Below are 20625 nucleotides of genomic sequence, written 5' to 3'. Positions count from 1 at the left end.
TCTGGCGTTGACTTTTGGCACGCTGTTGAGTTCTCAAGGAACGGACGCTTCCTTCGACACCCCTCCTCGGGGCCCCTCCGGGCGCTTCCCTTCGCTGTTTCCAACCTTACCAGAATCATTTTGGAGTCCGTTTCCGGCCCATTCACCGATTCCGGCTTGCGATGGTCACCGGTGCAAGACTTCTTCCGGTTCCCATCTCGGCGGAGCCCCAAACGTACTGGAGCAGGGCGCCCGGATGCAAATCCGGGCGCCCACACCGCGGTTGAGCCTCAGACCTCCACGACCACAGGCAGGATCATGGGGCGGCGACGGTAGTTGTCCGACACCCACCTGCCCACTGCCCGACGGATGAGCTGCTGCTGTTGGTGGGGCTCCGAGATGCCGTCCTGGGCCGCCTTGGACAGGGCCTCGTCGATCTTGGGGATCACCGACTCGAAGTCGCTGTCGTCGATGCCGGAGCCCCGGGCCTGGATGTGCGGGCCACCCGTGATCTTGCCGGTGCTGCTGTCCACCACCACGAAGATCGAGATGATGCCCTCCTCGCCCAGGATGCGGCGGTCCTTCAGCGAGGTCTCGGTGATGTCCCCGACGGAGAGGCCGTCGACGTAGACGTACCCCGCCTGCACCTTTCCGACGATCTTGGCCCTGCCGTCGACCAGGTCGACCACCACGCCGTCCTCCGCGATGACGATGTGGTCCTTGGGCACACCGGTCAACGCGCCCAGCTCCGCGTTGGCACGCAGGTGGCGCCACTCCCCGTGGACGGGCATCAGGTTCTTCGGCTTGCAGATGTTGTAGAAGTACAGCAACTCGCCCGCCGAGGCGTGGCCCGAGACGTGCACCTTGGCGTTGCCCTTGTGGACGACGTTGGCGCCCCACCGGGTCAGCCCGTTGATGACCCGGTAGACCGCGTTCTCGTTGCCGGGGATCAGGGAAGAGGCGAGGATCACCGTGTCGCCGGGGACGATGCGGATCTGGTGGTCACGGTTGGCCATGCGCGAAAGCGCGGCCATCGGCTCGCCCTGGGAGCCCGTGCAGACGAGCACCACCTCGTCGTCCGGCAGGTCATCCAGGGTCTTGACGTCGACGACGAGACCGGCAGGCACCCTGAGGTAGCCCAGGTCGCGGGCGATGCCCATGTTGCGCACCATCGACCGGCCGACGAAGGCGACACGTCGACCGTACTCGTGGGCCGCGTCGAGGATCTGCTGGATGCGGTGGACGTGGCTGGCGAAGCTCGCCACGATGATGCGCTTCTGCGCCCCCGCGAAGACCTGGCGGAGCACCTGCGAGATGTCGCGCTCGTGCGGGGTGAAGCCGGGCACCTCGGCGTTGGTGGAGTCCGACAGCAGCAGGTCGATGCCCTCCTCGCCCAGACGCGCGAAGGTGGGCAGGTCGGTCAGGCGGTGGTCCAGCGGAAGCTGGTCCATCTTGAAGTCGCCGGTGTGCACGACCATGCCCGCCGGAGTGCGGATGGCGACCGCCAGGGCGTCCGGGATGGAGTGGTTGACCGCCACGAACTCGCAGTCGAAGGGGCCGATGCGCTCGCGGTTCCCCTCGGCCACCTCGAGGGTGTACGGCCGGATGCGGTGTTCCTGGAGCTTGGCCTCGATCAGGGCCAGCGTGAGCTTGGAACCGATCAACGGGATGTCGGGCTTCTCCCGCAGGAGGAACGGGACACCGCCGATGTGGTCCTCGTGCCCGTGGGTCAGGACGATGCCGTCGATGTCGTCCAGCCTGTCCCGTACGTGGCTGAAGTCCGGGAGGATCAGGTCGACGCCGGGCTGCTCCTCCTCGGGGAAGAGGACGCCGCAGTCGACGATGAGCAGCCTGCCGTCGTACTCGAAGACGGTCATGTTGCGGCCGATCTCGCCCAGGCCCCCCAGGGGCGTGACACGCAGGCCTCCCTTGGGGAGCGGCGGCGGTGGGCCGAGTTCGGGATGCGGATGGCTCAAAAGTCTCTCCTCACCACGCGCGCCACGCGCCCCGCGGGGGCACGTGGCGCGCGATCGTCGTGCACTTGCAGTTGTCGGTCCGTATGTAGTTGTGAAGTCTGTGTCTCAGAGCTGTACCCCGCCGGCCGCGAGATCGCGCTTGAGCTGCTCGGTCTCCTCGGGGGACAGCTCGACGAGCGGCAGCCGCAGCGGTCCCGCGGGCAGGCCCTGGAGGGCGAGGGCGGCCTTGGTGGTGATCACGCCCTGGGTGCGGAACATGCCGGTGAAGACCGGCAGCAGCTTCTGGTGGATCTCCGTCGCCTTGGCGACATCGCCGCTCAGATGCGCGTCCAGCATCGCACGCAGTTCGGGCGCGACGACGTGGCCGACGACCGAGACGAAGCCGATGGCCCCGACGGACAGCAGCGGGAGGTTGAGCATGTCGTCACCGCTGTACCAGGCGAGTCCGCTGGTGGCGATGGCCCAGCTCGCGCGGCCCAGATCGCCCTTGGCGTCCTTGTTGGCGACGATCCGCGGGTGCTCGGCCAGCCGGACGATGGTCTCGGTGTTGATGGGGACACCGCTGCGGCCGGGGATGTCGTAGAGCATGACCGGCAAATCGGTGGCGTCGGCGATGGCGGTGAAGTGGCGGTACAGGCCCTCCTGCGGGGGCTTGCTGTAGTACGGCGTGACGGCCAGCAGGCCGTGGGCACCCGCCCGTTCGGCCGCGCGGGCCAGTTCCACACTGTGCCGAGTGTCGTTGGTGCCGGCTCCGGCGACGACGTGGGCCCGGTCTCCGACCGCCTCGACCACGGCGCGGACGAGACGGGCTTTCTCCTCGTCCCTGGTGGTCGGGGACTCGCCGGTGGTGCCGTTGACGATGAGGCCGTCGTTGCCGGCGTCCACCAGGTGCACGGCGAGCTGCTGCGCGCCGTCGAGGTCGAGGTCGCCGTCCGCTGTGAACGGCGTGACCATCGCGGTCAGGACCCGCCCGAAGGGCGTCTGCGGTGTGGAGGTCGGAGCCATGGGTCCCACGCTACTCGCAGCCTGCGGTGCGGTGCTCCCTCGGGAGGCCGGATGTGGAGCCCGACACTGTCCGCTCGGGGGTTCAGACAGTGCCGGGTCCGTAACACGAGCCTAGACGAACCAATGCGCAAGCCGCAATCCGGACATCTTCCGGATTGGCCTCGCCCCTGTGGGGCGACTACGGGGCGACTCGCCCATTGGCGTTGAACGCCTCGTACGTGAGGGGCATGAGCCTCGCCCAGTGCGCCTCCATCCGCTCGGCGACCATCTCGATCTCCCGCTGCGGGAAGGAGGGGACCTTCGCCAGTTCGTGCCGGGTGCGCAGCCCCAGGAAGTGCATCAGCGAGCGAGCGTTGCAGGTGGCGTACATCGAGGAGTACAGGCCGACGGGAAGGGCCGCGCGGGCCACTTCCCGGGCGACGCCGGCGTCCAGCATCTCCTGGTACGCCTCGTAGGAACGCCGGTACGAGGTCTCCAGGGACTCGGTGACGCTCCGGTGCTGCTCCGCGGTGCCCTCGACGAAGCGGTACTTGCCCGGGCGCCCTTCCTGCACCAGCTTGCGGGAGGCGTCCGGGACGTAGAAGACGGGCTCCAGCTCCCGGTAGCGGCCGGACTCCTCGTTGTAGGACCACCCCGCCCGGTGGCGGTGGAACTCGCGGAAGACGAAGATCGGCGCGCTGATGAAGAAGGTCATCGAGTTGTGCTCGAACGGACTGCCGTGCCGGTCGCGCATCAGGAAGTTGATCAGGCCCTTGGAGCGCTCCGGGTCCTTCTCCAGCTCGTCCAGCGACTGCTCGCCCGCGGTGGAGACCCGCGCCGCCCACAGCACGTCGGTGTCGGCGGCGGAGTGTTTGACCAGCTCGACGGTCATGTCGCTGCGGAAGCGGAGATCGGGGGCGTCGGACACCGGGATTCCTTCCAGTCGTGCCACATCGGTTCTGGGGCGGTGCACAAGCCTATGGCGACGGCGGTCCGTGCCCGACACGCGGTGTCCGGCACACGGCACCTGACACACGGGGCACGAGCGCCGTGTCCGACATGCGGCGTACACGTGCGGTGTCCGGCTCCGGGCGCCGGCGGAGCCGCTGATATTTTGCTGCAAGCATCCGAAATCGGGCACTTTGCCGAACGATCGGACGTTCCCCGTACGGAAGCACAGATCGTCGTTCCGAGGAGCCGCCGCACATGGGTCGTCGCGAGGAGTCCGTGCCCTTCGCCTTTGTCGCCGAGTCCGAGCACTTCCGCAGCAACGTCGTGCCCCCGCGCCGGCGTCCCACGCGCTCCGAGATACTGAGTCGCGTACTGCTGGGGCTGGTGGTGGTCGCCGGGCTCGTCGGCTCGCTGCTGCTCGGGGTCCCCGCCCTGGAAACGCCCGACCCCCTCGACGACGGGCCGGACCGGCCCACCGCCGCGGAGAGCCGCTGATAATCTCCTCGCTCACAGGCCCCACCGACCGCGCCCATGAGCGAGGATCCCGTGCCCCTGCACTTCCTGACAGTCGACGGCGAGCTGGACACCGCCCCGTCGGACACGCCTCTGCCGTATGAGGATCGCGAGCGGTGGCGGCGTCCCTACCGCCCCGGCCCCTGGCGGGTCGGCGGGGCGGCGCTGCTGTTGCTGCTCGCCTCCTACATGCTGCTGTCCACCCTGATCATCGCCATGGCGGGCACCCTCGCCGAGGCGGTCGTGTGCCTGGTCGGCGCGGTGCTGGTGATCGCGTACGCGCTGCGCCTGCTGCGCCTGGGGGTGTGGGTCTCCGCCCACGGGATACGTCAGGTGGGGCTGTTCTCGACGACGACGCTGGCCTGGCGGAACGTGGCCGCCGTACGGACCGTGCAGCAGCCGGTGAAGTGGCTCGGCATGCCGCGCACCGTGCAGGGGCAGGCCCTGCTCGTCGAGCCCCGGGGCCGGGAGGCCCTGCGGACGGTGCTCACCGACCACAACGCCGACTTCCTGGCCCGGTCGGAGGCGTTCGACCGCGCCGCGGACGTGGTGGAGGCCTGGGCCGCGGAGTACCGCCGCCCGCTGTAGCCGCCCAAGGGTCCGCGTGGCACCCGCCGCAGCCCACGGGCCGGGGCCGCGCGGTCTCGGAAAGCGAGGACGCTCGACCGGAGGACTCCGGCCGAGCGTCCACACGGACCAGCTTGTGACTCGATCGGTTCGGACCGGCCCCGATCGGCAGGGCCACGTGTCGTGGTGTCCGGAGAAGCGCCGGACGCCGCCGGCGTCGAAGGGCCGGCCGATACGGGGATGTCAGGCGGCGGACTTCCGCGCGTCCGGCACGGGCCTGCCGTCGTGGAGGGCGATGGCCCGCTGCATGGCCTTGCGGGCGCGCGGGGTGTCACGGGCGTCGTGGTAGGCGACGGCCAGCCTGAACCAGCACCGCCAGTCGTCCGGCGTGGCCTCGGTCTCCCGCTTGCGTCGGGCGAAGATCTCGTCGGCCGTCGCCCGGTCGACGCGTCCGCCCGGCGTCCTGGCGGGCGCGTCCTCGGGCAGTCCGCCCTCGTCCTCCAGCTCCCTCGCCAGCCGGTTGGCGTCGCGGGCGAAGCGGGTGTTGTGCCACAGGAACCAGGCACCGACACACGGCAGCACGAAGGCCACCACCCCCAGCCCCATGGCGGCGGGCTCGCCCGTCCTCAGCAGCAGCACGCCCTGGAGGCCCACCACCGCGAAGACGAGAACCAGCGCGGTGGCGAGGAAGGCGTAGGTGATCTTTCCGCCCATGGTCGTCAGTCCAGATCCAGGAAGTGCTCGAGCCCCACGGTGAGGCCGGGCGTGTCGACCACGCGCCGCACGCCCAGCAGGATGCCCGGCATGAAGCAGCTGTGGTGCAGCGAGTCGTGGCGGATGGTGAGGGTCTCACCGGTGTCGCCGAACAGCACCTCCTGGTGGGCCAGGAGTCCGCGCAGCCGCACCGCGTGCACCGGCACCCCGTCCACGTCCGCGCCGCGGGCGCCGTCGAGGGCGGAGGTGGTGGCGTCCGGCTGCGGGGGGCGACCCGCCTCGGCCCGCGCCGCGGCGATGAGCTGCGCGGTGCGGGTGGCGGTGCCGGAAGGGGCGTCGGCCTTGTTCGGGTGGTGCAGCTCGACGACCTCGACCGACTCGAAGAAACGGGCGGCCTGCTGTGCGAAGCGCATGGTCAGGACGGCGCCGATGGAGAAGTTCGGCGCGACCAGCACACCGGTGCCCGGGGACGCCTCCAGCAGGCCGCGGAGCCTGTCGAACCGTTCCTCGGTCCAGCCGGTGGTGCCGACGACCGCGTGGATGCCGTGGCCGACGCAGTACTCGAGGTTGTCCATCACCGAATCGGGGTGGGTCAGGTCGATCGCGACCCGGGCGCCCGCCTCGGTGAGCTCCTCCAGCTTGTCGCCCTTGTCCAGGGCGGCGACGAGCTCCATGTCGTCGGCGCTCTCCACCGTGCGCGCGGCCTCGGAGCCGATCCGGCCCTTGGCGCCGAGGACTGCTACGCGGAGCTTGCTCATGTGCGTGTTTCCTTCACGGGTACGTGGGGGTCGGGTCAGGCGACGGCGTCGTCCAGGCGGGCGCTCTGCTTGTCGGTCAGCGGTCCGATGACCGACAGCGAGGGCCGCTGTCCCAGGATCTCCCGGGCCACCGATCGCACGTCGTCCGGGGTGACGGCGGAGATCTTCGCGAGCATGTCGTCGATCGACAACTGCTCGCCCCAGCACAGCTCGCCCTTGCCGATGTGGTTCATCAGCGCGCCGGTGTCCTCCATGCCCAGGACGGTGGAGCCGGAGAGCTGGCCCACGGCACGGCGCAGTTCCTCGTCGCCCAGGCCGTGCTCGGCGACGTGGTCAAGTTCGTCGCGGCAGATCTTCAGCACGTCGTGGACCAGGTTCGGACGGCAGCCCACGTAGACGCCGAACAGGCCGCAGTCGGCGAAGCCGGAGGTGTAGGAGTAGACGCTGTAGGCCAGTCCGCGCTTCTCCCGGACCTCCTGGAACAGGCGCGAGCTCATGCCGCCGCCCAGGGCCGCGCTGAGCACCCCGAGTGCCCAGCGGCGCTCGTCCGTGCGGGACAGGCCGGGCATGCCCAGGACCATGTGGGCCTGCTCGGTGCCGCGGTCCAACAGGTCCACGCGGCCCGCGGTGCGGATGCGGCGCGAGCCGGTGCGGGGGCCGACGGGTTCGGCGTCGACGTCCGTCAGGGCGCCCGCCCGCTCGAAGGCCTCCCGCACCTGGCGCACGACCGTGTCGTGGTCGAGGTTGCCCGCCGCGGCGACGACGAGGTGGGTCGGGTCGTAGTGCCGGCGGTAGAAGCGGGCGATGCGGTCGCGGGTCAGGGCGTTGATCGTCTCGTTGGTGCCCAGGACCGGACGGCCCAGCGGGGTGTCGCCGAGCATGGTCTTGGCGAACAGGTCGTGGACGCAGTCGCCGGGGTCGTCCTCGGTCATGGCGATCTCCTCCAGGACGACGCCGCGCTCGGCCTCGACGTCCTCGGATCGGATCAGCGAACCGGTGAGCATGTCGCAGACGACGTCGATCGCCAGCGGCAGATCGGTGTCCAGGACCCGGGCGTAGTAGCAGGTGAACTCCTTCGCGGTGAAGGCGTTCATCTCACCGCCGACCGCGTCGATCTCCGCGGAGATGTCCAGGGCGCTGCGCCGCTCGGTGCCCTTGAAGAGCAGGTGCTCCAGGTAGTGGGTGGCGCCGTTGAGGGTGGGCGTCTCGTCACGGGAGCCGACCCGCGCCCAGATGCCGAAGGTCGCGGAGCGGACGGTCGGCACGGACTCGGTGACGACGCGCAGGCCGCCGGGGAGGACCGTCTTGCGGACCGTTCCCGCGCCGGTCGCGCCGGCGGAGGGGACGGCGGCGAAGCGCCGGGGGTGCGAGTGGGGGAACTTCTGGTGATGGGCGAAGGCCCGCCCCACCGCGGTGGTGGGACGGGCCGTCGTACGGGGCGTGCGCGTCACTTGGTCGCTGCGTCCTTCGCGTCGGCCTTCTCGGCGCCGTCCTTGTCCTCTTCCTCGTCCAGGACCGGGACCAGCGACAGCTTGCCGCGCTGGTCGATCTCGGCGATCTCGACCTGGACCTTCTGGCCGACCCCCAGCACGTCCTCGACGTTCTCCACGCGCTTGCCACCGGCGAGCTTGCGGATCTGCGAGATGTGCAGCAGGCCGTCCTTGCCCGGAAGCAGGGAGACGAAGGCACCGAAGGTGGTGGTCTTCACGACCGTGCCCAGGTAGCGCTCGCCGACCTCCGGCATCGTCGGGTTGGCGATGGCGTTGATGGCCGTGCGGGCTGCCTCGGCGGCCGGTCCGTCGGCGGCACCGATGTAGATGGTGCCGTCGTCCTCGATGGTGATGTCGGCGCCGGTGTCCTCCTGGATCTGGTTGATCATCTTGCCCTTGGGGCCGATGACCTCGCCGATCTTGTCCACCGGGATCTTCACGGTGATGATCCGCGGTGCGTTCGGGGACATCTCGTCCGGCTTGTCGATGGCCTCCATCATCACGTCGAGGATGTGCAGGCGGGCGTCGCGGGCCTGCTTGAGGGCCGCGGCCAGCACGGAGGCCGGGATGCCGTCCAGCTTGGTGTCGAGCTGGAGGGCGGTGACGAAGTCACGGGTGCCGGCGACCTTGAAGTCCATGTCGCCGAAGGCGTCCTCCGCGCCGAGGATGTCGGTGAGGGTGACGTAGTGGGTCTCGCCCTCGATCTCCTGGGAGATCAGGCCCATGGCGATGCCGGCGACCGGTGCCTTGAGCGGCACGCCGGCGTTCAGCAGCGACATGGTGGAGGCGCAGACCGACCCCATGGAGGTCGAGCCGTTGGAGCCCAGCGCCTCGGAGACCTGGCGGATGGCGTACGGGAACTCCTCGCGAGAGGGCAGCACCGGGGTGATCGCCCGCTCGGCCAGGGCGCCGTGACCGATCTCGCGGCGCTTGGGGGAGCCGACACGACCGGTCTCACCGGTGGAGTATGGCGGGAAGTTGTAGTGGTGCATGTAGCGCTTGCGCGTCACCGGGGAGAGGGTGTCGAGCTGCTGCTCCATGCGGAGCATGTTGAGGGTGGTGACGCCCAGGATCTGGGTCTCGCCGCGCTCGAAGAGGGCGGAGCCGTGCACCCTCGGGATCGCCTCGACCTCGGCGGCGAGCGTGCGGATCTCCGTCAGCCCGCGGCCGTCGATGCGCTTCTTCTCCTTGATGACGCGCTCACGGACCAGGGACTTGGTCAGCGAGCGGTACGCCGCCGAGATCTCCTTCTCGCGGCCCTCGAACTGCGGCAGCAGCTTCTCGGCGGCCAGCGCCTTGACGCGGTCCAGCTCGGCCTCGCGCTCCTGCTTGCCGGCGATGGTGAGCGCCTGGGCCAGTTCGTCGCGGACGGCCTCGGTCAGCGCCTCGTACACGTCGCCCTGGTAGTCCAGGAAGATCGGGAACTCGGCGGTGGGCTTGGCGGCCTTGGCGGCGAGGTCGGACTGGGCCTTGCACAGGATCTTGATGAAGGGCTTGGCGGCCTCCAGACCGGCGGCGACGACCTCCTCGGTCGGCGCCTGGGCGCCGCCCTTGACCAGCTCGACGGTCTTCTCGGTGGCCTCGGCCTCGACCATCATGATCGCCACGTCGCCGTCGGGGAGGACACGGCCGGCGACGACCATGTCGAAGACGGCCTCCTCCAGCTCGGAGTGGGTGGGGAAGGCCACCCACTGGCCGCGGATCAGGGCGACGCGGGTGCCGCCGATGGGGCCGGAGAAGGGCAGGCCCGCCAACTGCGTGGAGCAGGAGGCGGCGTTGATCGCGACGACGTCGTACAGGTGCTCGGGGTTGAGCGCCATGATCGTCTCGACGATCTGGATCTCGTTGCGCAGGCCCTTCTGGAAGGACGGGCGCAGCGGCCGGTCGATCAGGCGGCAGGTGAGGATCGCGTCCTCGCTGGGACGGCCCTCACGACGGAAGAAGGAACCGGGCACCTTCCCCGCGGCGTACATCCGCTCCTCGACGTCGACCGTCAGGGGGAAGAAGTCCAGTTGGTCCTTCGGGTGCTTCGACGCGGTGGTGGCCGACAGCACCATGGTGTCGTCGTCCAGGTAGGCCACGGCGGAGCCGGCGGCCTGACGGGCAAGACGTCCCGTCTCGAAGCGAATGGTGCGGGTGCCGAAGGAGCCGTTGTCGATGACGGCCTCGGCGTAGTGGGTCTCGTTCTCCACCAGGGAATTCTCCTCGTCCGCGTCCTCGCCCGGGTGGCGGGGACGGTGTTGGCGGAGCGTCTTCCCGTACGGGCCGGTCTTCGATCGAAGCTCCCGGGACGTGGTCGCCCGGGGGCCACTACCGAGGACCGGCGGCGTGAAGCGCTCCTCCTCGTTCGTGTATGTCGTTGTGGGACCAGACTACAAAGCTTCTGCCCACTGTGGCTTGGGGTGAGTACGGCAAAGGGAGCGGTTCCCTGCTGTGGGAACCGCTCCCTCCACGGGGTGCTACCGGGCGCCCGCCGCACCGCGGCGGATGCCCAGGCGCTCGACCAGGGCGCGGAAGCGCTGGATGTCCTTCTTCGCCAGGTACTGCAGCAGGCGGCGGCGCTGGCCGACCAGGAGCAGCAGACCACGGCGGGAGTGGTGGTCGTGCTTGTGGGTCTTCAGGTGCTCGGTGAGGTTCGAGATGCGGCGGGTCAGCAGCGCGACCTGGACCTCGGGGGAGCCGGTGTCGCCTTCCTTGGTGGCGAACTCGGCCATGATCTGCTTCTTCGTAGCGGCGTCGAGCGACACGCGATACTCCTTGGGTTCTTCTCGTCGAGGCCACCGAGTGCCCCTGGCCCGCTGTGCAGGGGATCTTTCACGACTCGGGAGGCGGGGTCCGCTGGGCGCTGCCTCCAGGTGCTCCGGAAGACGCGTACGCAAACGGCCGTCGACCAGACTACCAGTCGCGCGACGGGTCGCTCACCGCCGGTCAACCGGCCGTCCGGCACGGCTCAACCGGTCATGCTCCGGGCCGCGGAGTAGAGGTCCAGCACGGCCAGGCAGAGCGGGATCAGCGACAGCAGCACGGCGCCCTCGGCGATGTCGAGGAAACGACCCCAGAAGGGGGTGACGCCGCGCCGCGGCACGATCAGCCCGATGGCCGTGATCAGGGCCGCCGCGGCGGCGAGGGCGGCGGACAGCCAGATCGTCCGCAGGTCGAGGGCGCCGTCGTCTCCCATCAGCAGCTTCTGCATCAGGTCGGCGGGCGGGTTGAGGGCCAGGCCGAGGGCGAGCAGGGCGAGGGCGACCAGGCCCGCGGAGAGGGCGCAGGCGACCTGGACGGTGTAGCGGAAGAGCCGGGCGCGCATCAGCATGCCCAGTCCGGCGGCCAGGGCGAGGAGCTGGCCCCATCCGGAGTCGGAGAAGCCCAGGACGGCCGCCGCGCCGACGACGACGGCAGCGCAGCCGCCGACGAGTCCGAGGAGCATCTCGTGGCCGCGGCGGGCCTGCGCGGCGATGCGGTCGGCGTCGACGGGACCGTCGGTGTCGGGAGCGGCGTCCGGGTCCTCGTCGTACCTCATCGTCCCGGACTGCGGCGCGTTGTAGCCGATGGGGAGACGGGCGAAGCGGGCGGACAGGCCGGGCAGGAACGCGATGGCCCCGACCGCCACCGGGACGCACAGGGCCGCGGTCTCCACCGGACGGATGTCGGTCAGGATCGCCACGAAGGTGACCAGGGTGCCGACGGTCGCGGCGAACGCGGCGGCGACGAACGGCCCGTCACCGCTGGGGGTGGCCGCGATCAGGGCGACGGAGGCGACGAGGACGGCCACGCACCCCAGGAGGAACTGCAGCCTGCCGATGCCGCCGCTCTCCTCCAGGGGCAGCAGTCCGGACCCGGCGATCATCACGTGCGGCAGGGAGGCCAGTCCGAGGGCGATCGCGGAGGGCCGGTCGTCGTACACCCGTGCCCGCACGGCCGCGAAGGCGATCAGCAGTACCCCGGTCACGGCGGCGAGGATGCCCGGCAGGCTGTGCATGTCGTGGCGGACGGGGTCGGCGAACCACAGCACGAAGGCCATGAGGGCCAGCAGCACCACGCCGCCGACCAGCCCGGCGGCCCGCATCAGGTCCTCGCTCCACAGCGTGCGGTCCCGGCTCACCGCGGAGGCGACCGCGTCGGAGACGTCGTCGAAGACGGCGGGCGGCAGCGACTCGGCGAACGGGCGCAGGCTGAGCACCTCCCCGTCCAGGACGCGCTGCGCGGCGAAGGACCGGGCGCTGTCGAGCACGCTTCCGTCGCGACGCACCAGGTGGTAGCCGACGGGGGCGCCCTCGGCGGGCGTCTGGCCGCTGAGCCGGAGGATCTCGGGGTAGAGGTCCGCGACCGGGATGTCCTCGGGGAGGGCGACGTCGATGCGACTGTCGGGCGCGACGATGGTGACCCGGCAGAAGCCGGTGGCGGCTGCCGATGCAGTCGTACTCACCTTGAGATCCCCCTCGTGGGCTGCTCACTGGACTCCACGGCTGCGCACGGGCCGTTCACGAGAATCTCCGCGATCCCCCACGAGTTCCTCCGGGGTTCCGGACCGCCGGTCGCCCGTCCGCTGCCGCGCACATGTCGCGCGCCACCCTACCGCCCTCGATCGTCCCGTACTCCCAGTAGGATCGCCCCGCGCGGACGGCGTCCGTCGCCATGGGGGCGTCGGCAGGAACTGTCCCGTCTGCCCGAGGGATTGATGCGCCGTGAGTCAGATCGTCGTCAAGCGTCCGCCACGGGTCCTGCCGCCCAGCGTGCCCAGCGAGGATCTGCGGCTCGAGCCTCCTCCCGAACTGCCGCGCGGGCAACAGGAGAGCGTGCTCTTCCAGTTGCTGCCGATGCTCGGCATGGGTGGGTCGGTGGTGTTCTTCTTCCTGTCGCCCGCGCCGTTCATGCGCATCATGGGCGTGATCATGATCGCGTCCACGGTCGCGATGCTCATCGCCACCATCGTGCGCGTCCGCAGGGGCACGCAGGGCGAGATGGCGCAGTTGCGCCGGGACTACCTGAAGTACCTGGCGCAGACCCGGCGCAAGGTCCGCAAGACGGCGCGTCTGCAGCGTGACGCCCAGTTCTACCTCCACCCCTCGCCGGACCAGTTGTGGGCGCTGGTCGCCGAGGGCAGTCGGGTGTGGGAACGGCGGGCCGGTGACGACGACTTCGTGCACGTGCGCGTCGGGCTGGGCACGCAGCGGCTCGCGACGCCGCTGGTGGCCCCGGAGACGGCGCCGGTGGACGAGTTGGAGCCGCTGACGGCCGGGGCGATGCACCAGTTCCTGCAGACGCACAGCACCGTCGACGGCCTGCCGATGGCCGTGTCGCTGCGCGCCTTCTACCACATCGCGGTGAGCGGCGACCCCGACTCGGTGCACGGCGGCGTCCGTTCGATGGTGGCCTCGCTGGCCTCCCTCCACTCCCCCGACGACCTGGTGGTCGCGGTCGTCACCGGGCACGACGCGTCACAGCGCTGGGAGTGGGCCAAGTGGCTCCCGCACGTGCAGGCTCCCGGCGTCGCGGACGGCGCGGGCAGTCGGCGGCTGATCACGTCCGGCGTGATGGAGTTGGAGGACCTGCTGGGTTCCCGGCTGGAGGGCCGGCCGCGTTTCAACTCCGGCGGGCAGCCCGTGCTGGACCAGCCGCACGTGGTGATCGTGCTGGACGGCGGCGCGATGGTGCCGCCGACCTCGGTGCTGGCGTCCCCCGAGGGCCTGCAGGGCGTCACGGTCGTCGAGGTCGTGCCCGGCGAGATGGACAGCCCGCGCGGCGGCCTGTCGGTCGTCGTGCGACCCGACCGGCTGCGGCTGGAGTCGGGGCACGGCGCGGTGTACGAGGGCCGGCCCGACTCCCTCTCCCTCGAGGCGGCCGAGGCGTTGGCCCGGCAGCTCGCCCCGCTGCGCATGGGCACGGGCGGCGGGGACGACGAACCGCTGCTGGCGAACCTGGAGTTCACCGACCTGCTGAACCTGGGCGACGCCGCCTCCGTCGACGTGCGGCGCACCTGGCGGCCGCGGTCGACGGCCGAGCGGCTGCGCGTCCCCATCGGCGTGGGCGAGGACGGCCAGCCGGTCATGCTGGACCTGAAGGAGGCGGCGCAGGACGGCATGGGCCCGCACGGCCTGTGCGTCGGCGCGACCGGTTCCGGAAAGTCGGAACTGCTGCGCACCCTGGTCCTGGGACTGGCGGTCACCCACTCCTCGGAGACGCTGAACTTCGTCCTGGCGGACTTCAAGGGTGGCGCGACCTTCGCCGGGATGGCGCAGATGCCGCACGTGGCGGCCGTCATCACCAACCTGGCCGACGACCTCTCCCTCGTCGACCGCATGGGCGACTCGATCCGCGGCGAGCTCAACCGCCGCCAGGAGTTGCTGCGCGACGCGGGCAACTACGCCAACATCCACGACTACGAGCGTGCGCGCGCGGCGGGCGCCCCCCTGGTGCCGCTCCCCTCGCTGGTCCTGGTCATCGACGAGTTCAGCGAGCTGCTGACGGCCAAGCCCGACTTCATCGACATGTTCATCCAGATCGGCCGCATCGGCCGTTCGCTGGGCGTGCACCTGCTGCTGGCCTCGCAGCGCCTGGAGGAGGGCCGGCTGCGGGGTCTGGAGACGTATCTGTCGTACCGGATCGGCCTGCGCACCTTCTCGGCCGCCGAGTCCCGTGCCGCGCTGGGCGTGCCGGACGCGTACCACCTGCCGTCGGTGCCCGGTTCCGGCTACCTGAAGTTCGGCACCGACGAGATGGTCCGTTTCAAGGCCGCCTACGTGTCGGGCACCTACCGCGCGAACTCCCCCGGCGAGGACGCCCCCACCGGTCCGCTCCCCGCCGACCGCCGCCCCGTGCTCTTCACGGCCGCGCCGGTGCCGATTCCGGTCCGGCGGACCGAGCCCGTCCCGGCGGCCCCGACGCCCGCCGCGCCGGCCGACGACGACGCACTGGCGGACACCGTCCTGGACGTCATCGTGCGCCGCCTGGAGAACCAGGGCCCCGCGGCCCACCAGGTCTGGCTGCCGCCGCTGGACCAGGCACCGCCGCTGGACGAACTGCTGCCCGGCCTGACGGTCGTCGAGGGCCGCGGACTGACCCAGCCCGACTACCCGCACGCCGGCCGGCTGATGGTGCCCCTGGGGCTGGTGGACAAGCCGTACGAGCAGCGGCGCGAGACGCTGCTGCGCGACTTCTCCGGCGCCGCGGGCCACATGCTGGTCCTCGGTGGCCCGCAGTCCGGCAAGTCGACCCTGCTGCGCACCCTGGTAACGTCCTTCGCCCTCACCCACACCCCGCAGGAGGTCCAGTTCTACGGGCTGGACTTCGGCGGTGGCGGCCTGTCCGCCCTGAAGGACCTGCCGCACGTGGGCGGCGTCGCCTCCCGCCTCGACCCGGAGCGGGTCCGGCGGACCGTGGCGGAGGTCGCCGGGATCCTCGTCCAGCGCGAGGAGTACTTCCGGACCAACGGCATCGACTCCATCGCCACCTACCGGCGCCGCCGGGCGCGCGGGGAGATCACCGACCAACCGTGGGGCGACGTCTTCCTGGTCATCGACGGCTGGGGCGGCTTCCGCCAGGAGTACGACATGCTGGAGGAGGTCGTCATCGACATCGCGTCGCGCGGCCTCGGTTACGGCGTCCACGTCGTCCTCAGCGCCTCCCGCACCATGGAGGTGCGCCCGGCGCTCAAGGACCAGTTGATGAACCGGCTCGAACTGCGGTTGGGCGACCCCATGGACTCGGAGTTCGACCGCAAGGTCGCCGCGAACGTCCCGACGGGCGTCCCCGGCCGCGGTCAGACTCCGGAGAAGCTCCACTTCATGGCCGCGGTCCCCCGCATCGACGGCGTCTCCTCCGACGAGGAGCTGTCCGACGCCACCGCCGCGCTGAACCAGGTGGTGGCCCAGGCCTGGCGGGGTCCGACGGCCCCGCCGGTCCGGCTGCTCCCCCGCGAGCTGTCCGCCGACCGGTTGCCGAAGGGCAACGACCACCCACGGCACGGCGTCGCCTTCGGCATCGACGAGAACACCCTGCAGCCCGTCTTCGTCGACTTCGAGACCGATCCCTTCTTCCTGGTCTTCGGTGAGAGCGAGTCCGGCAAGACCGCGCTGCTGCGTCTGCTGGCCAAGCAGATCTGCGAGCGCTACACGCCCGACGAGGCGCGCATCGTCGTCGCCGACTACCGACGCTCCCTGCTGAGCAACATCCCGGAGTCGCACCTGATCGTCTACGCCGCCATGTCCAACGCCATGGACACGCACATGGCGGCGATGAAGGACCTGATGGAGAAGCGCACCCCGCCGGAGGACGTCACGCCGCAGCAGTTGCGCGACCGGAGCTGGTGGGCCGGCCCGAAGATGTTCATCGTCATCGACGACTACGAGCTGGTCTCCACCTCCAGCGGCAACCCGCTCGCCGCGCTCACCGAGCACCTGCCCTTCGCCCGGGACATCGGCGTCTGCTTCATCATCGCCCGCAACTCCGCCGGCGCCTCCCGCGCCTCCTACGAGCCCTTCATGCAGCGCATCAAGGAGCTCGGCGCCCAGGGCGTGGTCCTCTCCGGCGACCCCGGCGAGGGCGAGATCCTCGGCAACGTCCGGGCCCGTCCGATGCCTCCGGGGCGCGGCTACTTCGTCTCCCGCAGGCGGGGCAACCCGCTGGTCCAGGTGGGCTGGCTGCCCGCGCGCTGACGCCCCGGCGGGGCGGGCACGGCCGGTCGTGCCCGCCCCGCCGGACGCTCCGGAACCGATCACCACCCACGGGTGAGCATGGGCGGACGCCTCAACGTCGAGCAACAGGAACTCGACCGTCTGCCGAAGCAGCCGAACACCAGCCGTACCGGGATGCGCAAGGCGCTCAACGCCCTGCGGACCATCGGCCCGAAGAGCACGGGCAGCAAGGCGCTGGACAACGCCTGCGAGGAGATCCACGACAGCCGGGACGACGCCATCGACAAGATCGACGACGGTACCGACGCGATCGGGGAGATGCTCGAGTCCACCAAGGACAACCACGCGGCGACCGAGCAGGCGACCCGAGAGGCCTTCCAGAAGGCTCGCCCGGGTCCCTCACCCCGGTCGCGGCCCTCGCCCCGACCGGCAGGAGAACACCCGTGAGCGCCGAGGACTTCCCGACCGTGGCGATCAAGGGCGTCAAGGTCCCGATGAAGCTGTACAAGGTGAACGGCCGGACCGTCGCCTCCATTGACCGGGTGAACGAGATCCGAGGCATGCACAACGCCGGCTTCCAGTCCACGAGGTTGGAGAGCGGTCTCTTCGTACGTTCCGTGGCGCCGGGCATCGCCATCGGGACCTACAACATGTTCACGGGAACCGAAACGCCCGCGGCCGGACGGCTCTGACCGCACATGTACGGCACATCGTCCCCACAGGAAGAGGGAGGGCAGGCGCGTGCTCACCGCTGAACTCTTCGTACCCAGCGACATCGAAGTCTCCCGAGCCACTCCCCCGCTCCCGGGAGGTGCGTGGAAGGCCGTTCGCGAGCATCGGAGAGGGAAGACCCCGGCCACCAGAGCGTGGATCACGTACGGCGAACCTTCCAAGACCGTCCAGACGGATCTCCTCCAGGGGACCCCTTCGCGCAAGGTCGATCCCTTCAGGGCCGGCAGGAAACAGGATTCCCGGGCTCGCCTCGACGTCACCCGTCACAGGCCGTTGGTTTTCACGGTGCGGTCGGTGGACGACCCCATGCGCACGTGGTGCGTCGTCCGCGCCGACCCCACCACCTCGCGCGGTACCGCGACGTACTCGGTGACGGACTCCCAGGGGAACACGCTGGGCCGCCTGGTCAGAGGACGGTCACCGCTCGGAGTGCGCCGAGCATGGACGATCGAGTTGCCGGAGTCCGGCGAGGCGGTCACCGGATATCGCGGTACGTGGACCGCCTGGCTGGTGTTCTTTCCGCTCTCTCCCTTCTGGATCCTCCTGAACGTGATCTTCATGTTGGTCAGCCTCCTCGAGGGCGACTGGGACTCGATGCTGGATTGGAACTGGGGCATTCCCCGACGCACCACATGGCGGACACGGACCTTCAATCCGTTCACTCCTGTCCTCCTCAAGCGAAGACGTCCACTGTCCTCTGCCGGCTGTGTCACAGCTTCTCATCTCGGTCTCACCACCCCTCGGTACAGGATCTGCCCTGGTACGTGCACAGGCTGTCCGAGGTGGCGAACTCCATCGAACTGCCCTCGCGCCCTCTCTCCTCGCCCCGGTTCTGCCGTTGGTTCGGCACCCGGTTGCTCCGAACACGAGAGCACGGGTCGGAACAGGTGGAACGCGTGTGCGGTCGGCTCCGATCGTCCCCGCCGGCCGGAGGGATGGGCATCACGCATCGGCCGCCGGAGGCCGCGACCGGCTGTTACTTTGAGAAATCCGGAAACGGAACGGACAGTCACCGAGACCTTCGGATCACTGCCGCCACCATCCACGAAGGGGAGAACGCCGATGGGGACTCAGCAGGAGAAGGACGAGCTGTACGCGATGGACATCTCCGACGCCGTGTGGGAGAGCGCCCCCGGCGGTCCGGAGGACGAGAAGGTGGAGATCGCCCACCTGCCGGGCGGAGCCGTGGCCATGCGCAACTCCAAGGACCCCGACACCGTCCTGCGGTACACCGCCGCGGAGTGGCGGGCTTTCGTCCTCGGGGTGCGTGACGGCGAGTTCGACCTCAAGCCCTGACCCGCGGTCCGGCGCGGGACGAACGGCAGGCGGGCGCCCGACGTGTGAACGTCGGACGCCCGCCTGAAGCAGTGATGGACGAGGCCCCCGTGGGAGGGGTTCTCAGAACTGGAACTGCTGCGCCGCCTTGCGGTCCGTCTGCTGGTACCCGGCAGTCGCGCCGTCGAGAGCCCTGGCGATGGCGTTGAGCGTGTCGCTCAGGCCCTGCACGTTGGTGTCCCAGCCCTGGTGCTTGCTGCGGTAGGCGTCCCTGGCCTCGCCATCCCAGGTCTGAACCACGCTGTTGACGCGCGCGTTCAGTGCCTCGAGCTGGCTCTTGAGGTCCTTCGCCGCGCTGCGGATGTCTTCTGCGGCAGCGGCAACGGTGCCGTAAGTGATCTTGATGGTCATCTCTGCCCCTCCCTTCCTTCTCTCTGCTCGCTACTTGACGGTCGGGGTGATGCCCACGCCGGTGAAGTCGCTGATCGGGCTCGCCTTGGCGAGGGTGTTGAAGCTCTCCATCTGCTCGACCTCGTTGGCGCTGAAGCCGTCCTTGCTCGCCTGGAGAGCTTCTTCCATCATCTGGAGCTGGCCGTCCAGCTTCTGCGCGTACTCGTTCGTCTGACGCTGAAGCCGGTCGTAGGAACTGGCCGCGTCGCCCTTCCAGGCCGCCTGGATCGTGTCGACCACCGCGTTCAGGTTGGCGATCTTGCTCTTCAGCTTCGCCTGCATCTCCTGAACGTCGCCGATCAGATCCTTGAGATCGGCATCGCTTGACTGGAAGCCACCGCCGCCTCCGGACATCTTGCCCTCCTTGAATGTGGATTACTGGTGCTCGCGAATTGGCTGTCGTGGGCGCGCCGTGGGCGGCACCCGCTAGGTGCGGCGTGTCCTCCGCACGAGAACGAATGCGCCGGCCGCCACGACGGCCGCTGCGGCACCCGCTCCCAGGTAGATCCACAAGTCGCTGTTGCTCTCGGACTCGGAACTCGCTTTTTCTACCTGGTCTTCCGCCGCCCCGTCATCGTTTTTCGCATCGCTCTCGCCCGTGGGGGAGGACGTCGACGACGACGGGGTCGGTTCCGTGGCCTCGATCGGGTTCTTGTCGGGGGCGCCCGGGTCGCCCTCGCCCTCGAGGAGGTGGATGCGGGGCCGGACCGCACCGTATCCGATGTACTCGCTGGCCACGTCGTTCTTGCTCTTGCGCCCGGCGGTGTCGATCAGGACGCGGAGGACCTGGTTGGCCGTCCAGTCGGGGTTCTTGGCCCAGATCAGCGCCGCGGACGCGGAGGCGATGGCGGTCGCCATACTCGTCCCGTTGCTTTCCGTGCAGTACGACTGCAGCCTCTCGTCGCACCACGTGGGAACATCGACACCGGGAGCGGCGAGGTCGGTGCTGTTTCCGTGTTGTGAAAACTCCGCGACTTTCCCGTGCTTGTCGGTCGCGCCGACTCCGACGACCCCCGGGAACGACGCCGGGTAGTTGGCCAGGTTGTCCTTGTCCCCGTCGTTCCCCGTACCGGCAAAGACGAGCTTCCCCTTGGCGATCGCGTACTCGATCGCCTCCTGCATGTCCGCCGAGGGGTTCGGGTCACCGAACGACAGATTGATGATCTGCGCATCGCTGTCCGCCGCCGCCCGAACGGCCTTGCTCGCGGGAGCCGCCTTCTCCGCCCCTTCCAACCCTTCGAGGGTGGCACGAATCGGGATCACCTTCGCTCCGGGCGCCAGTCCCCTGATCCCGCCGTTCTCCCCCGTGCCCACGATGTACTCGGCAACCGTGGTGCCGTGTCCCGTGTAGTCGTCGGTCGCTTCTCCGGGGGCATCAGTGGCGTCCACACCCGGCAGGACCTGTCCTCGCAGGGAATCGGTAGTGGGATCGACACCGGTGTCGACCACCGCGACCTTGATGCCCTCTCCCGTGCTGACCTTCCACATCTCCTCGGCCTGCATGGCGTCCAGGTACCACTGCTGCGAACGCACATCGTCCGCGTGGGCCATGGGTGCCGGCCCCACCAGGCACGTGGTCCATGCGCCGGCTGCCGCCAGCACC

At 69.9% G+C, this 20625-nt stretch carries 19 protein-coding genes; 6 read left to right on the top strand and 13 right to left on the bottom strand.

The window, feature by feature from the left end; genetic code table 11:
* Positions 1-269 precede the first annotated feature (269 nt).
* The 3 genes from IF47_RS0110850 to thyX all read right to left on the bottom strand — a co-directional run bounded on the left by IF47_RS0110850 (position 270) and on the right by thyX (position 3831).
* The gene (locus IF47_RS0110850) at positions 270-1955 is read right to left on the bottom strand and encodes a ribonuclease J (RefSeq protein WP_031508400.1); all 1686 of its coding nucleotides are present in this window, start codon (positions 1953-1955) and stop codon (positions 270-272) included.
* A 105-nt stretch (positions 1956-2060) separates the two neighbouring features.
* Positions 2061-2960 (bottom strand): 4-hydroxy-tetrahydrodipicolinate synthase, encoded by a 900-nt coding sequence (gene dapA / locus IF47_RS0110845; RefSeq protein WP_031508399.1) that lies wholly within the window; start codon positions 2958-2960, stop codon positions 2061-2063.
* Between the two features lie 178 nt (positions 2961-3138).
* Entirely contained in the window at positions 3139-3831 is a 693-nt protein-coding gene (gene thyX, locus IF47_RS0110840) for an FAD-dependent thymidylate synthase (RefSeq protein WP_245641077.1), read from the bottom strand.
* Between the two features lie 314 nt (positions 3832-4145).
* Between thyX and IF47_RS0110835 the strand changes: the two genes are divergently transcribed.
* Together IF47_RS0110835 and IF47_RS0110830 are read left to right on the top strand one after the other, a co-directional pair.
* Positions 4146-4385, top strand: coding sequence for a hypothetical protein (locus tag IF47_RS0110835; protein ID WP_031508397.1), 240 nt, complete (start codon positions 4146-4148; stop codon positions 4383-4385).
* Between the two features lie 51 nt (positions 4386-4436).
* Positions 4437-4991, top strand: coding sequence for a hypothetical protein (locus IF47_RS0110830; RefSeq protein ID WP_031508395.1), 555 nt, complete (start codon positions 4437-4439; stop codon positions 4989-4991).
* A gap of 222 nt (positions 4992-5213) precedes the next feature.
* On the opposite strand, the gene IF47_RS0110825 is transcribed toward IF47_RS0110830, so the two are convergent.
* The 6 genes from IF47_RS0110825 to eccD all read right to left on the bottom strand — a co-directional run bounded on the left by IF47_RS0110825 (position 5214) and on the right by eccD (position 12358).
* Positions 5214-5684, bottom strand: coding sequence for a hypothetical protein (locus IF47_RS0110825; protein ID WP_031508393.1), 471 nt, complete (start codon positions 5682-5684; stop codon positions 5214-5216).
* A gap of 5 nt (positions 5685-5689) precedes the next feature.
* Complete coding sequence (dapB, locus tag IF47_RS0110820) at positions 5690-6442, bottom strand: 4-hydroxy-tetrahydrodipicolinate reductase (RefSeq protein ID WP_031508391.1); 753 nt, start codon at positions 6440-6442, stop codon at positions 5690-5692.
* 35 nt (positions 6443-6477) lie between these two features.
* Complete coding sequence (locus IF47_RS0110815) at positions 6478-7893, bottom strand: M16 family metallopeptidase (protein ID WP_078591719.1); 1416 nt, start codon at positions 7891-7893, stop codon at positions 6478-6480.
* Positions 7890-10124 carry a polyribonucleotide nucleotidyltransferase gene (locus tag IF47_RS0110810; protein WP_031508389.1) on the bottom strand — a complete coding sequence of 745 codons (2235 nt, stop codon included), beginning with the start codon at positions 10122-10124 and terminating at the stop codon, positions 7890-7892. The genes IF47_RS0110815 and IF47_RS0110810 overlap by 4 nt, the downstream gene beginning before the upstream one ends.
* A gap of 267 nt (positions 10125-10391) precedes the next feature.
* Positions 10392-10679, bottom strand: coding sequence for a 30S ribosomal protein S15 (gene rpsO, locus IF47_RS0110805; RefSeq protein ID WP_031508387.1), 288 nt, complete (start codon positions 10677-10679; stop codon positions 10392-10394).
* Between the two features lie 203 nt (positions 10680-10882).
* Positions 10883-12358 carry a type VII secretion integral membrane protein EccD gene (gene eccD / locus IF47_RS0110800; protein WP_031508386.1) on the bottom strand — a complete coding sequence of 492 codons (1476 nt, stop codon included), beginning with the start codon at positions 12356-12358 and terminating at the stop codon, positions 10883-10885.
* A 259-nt stretch (positions 12359-12617) separates the two neighbouring features.
* Between eccD and IF47_RS0110795 the strand changes: the two genes are divergently transcribed.
* From IF47_RS0110795 to IF47_RS0110785, 3 genes are all read left to right on the top strand, one after another.
* Positions 12618-16586 carry a type VII secretion protein EccC gene (locus IF47_RS0110795; protein ID WP_031508384.1) on the top strand — a complete coding sequence of 1323 codons (3969 nt, stop codon included), beginning with the start codon at positions 12618-12620 and terminating at the stop codon, positions 16584-16586.
* A gap of 78 nt (positions 16587-16664) precedes the next feature.
* Complete coding sequence (locus IF47_RS0110790) at positions 16665-17012, top strand: hypothetical protein (RefSeq protein ID WP_031508383.1); 348 nt, start codon at positions 16665-16667, stop codon at positions 17010-17012.
* A complete protein-coding gene (locus IF47_RS0110785) occupies positions 17009-17257 on the top strand; it encodes a hypothetical protein (RefSeq protein ID WP_031508382.1) in 249 nt (82 codons plus the stop codon). Before IF47_RS0110790 ends, IF47_RS0110785 begins: the two co-directional genes overlap by 4 nt.
* A 303-nt stretch (positions 17258-17560) precedes the next feature.
* On the opposite strand, the gene IF47_RS0110780 is transcribed toward IF47_RS0110785, so the two are convergent.
* The gene (locus IF47_RS0110780) at positions 17561-17857 is read right to left on the bottom strand and encodes a hypothetical protein (protein WP_031508380.1); all 297 of its coding nucleotides are present in this window, start codon (positions 17855-17857) and stop codon (positions 17561-17563) included.
* A gap of 502 nt (positions 17858-18359) precedes the next feature.
* On the opposite strand from IF47_RS0110780, the gene IF47_RS0110775 reads away from it, so the two are divergent.
* Positions 18360-18593, top strand: coding sequence for a DUF397 domain-containing protein (locus IF47_RS0110775; protein WP_031508379.1), 234 nt, complete (start codon positions 18360-18362; stop codon positions 18591-18593).
* 102 nt (positions 18594-18695) lie between these two features.
* On the opposite strand, the gene IF47_RS0110770 is transcribed toward IF47_RS0110775, so the two are convergent.
* The 3 genes from IF47_RS0110770 to IF47_RS0110760 form a co-directional block, all read right to left on the bottom strand.
* Positions 18696-18983, bottom strand: a complete 288-nt coding sequence (locus IF47_RS0110770) for a WXG100 family type VII secretion target (protein WP_031508378.1) — start codon at positions 18981-18983, stop codon at positions 18696-18698.
* A gap of 30 nt (positions 18984-19013) precedes the next feature.
* Positions 19014-19376: a WXG100 family type VII secretion target gene (locus IF47_RS0110765; protein WP_051717414.1), complete on the bottom strand. Its 363-nt coding sequence runs from the start codon at positions 19374-19376 to the stop codon at positions 19014-19016.
* A 72-nt stretch (positions 19377-19448) separates the two neighbouring features.
* The gene (locus IF47_RS0110760; protein WP_245641074.1) at positions 19449-20573 is read right to left on the bottom strand and encodes a S8 family serine peptidase; all 1125 of its coding nucleotides are present in this window, start codon (positions 20571-20573) and stop codon (positions 19449-19451) included.
* Positions 20574-20625 lie beyond the last annotated feature (52 nt).

It is taken from the genome of Streptomyces megasporus, from assembly GCF_000718985.1.
Classification (GTDB): domain Bacteria; phylum Actinomycetota; class Actinomycetes; order Streptomycetales; family Streptomycetaceae; genus Streptomyces; species Streptomyces megasporus.
The sequence above is the reverse complement of the archived record's forward strand: the minus strand, read 5'-3'. Positions and strand labels throughout refer to the sequence as shown.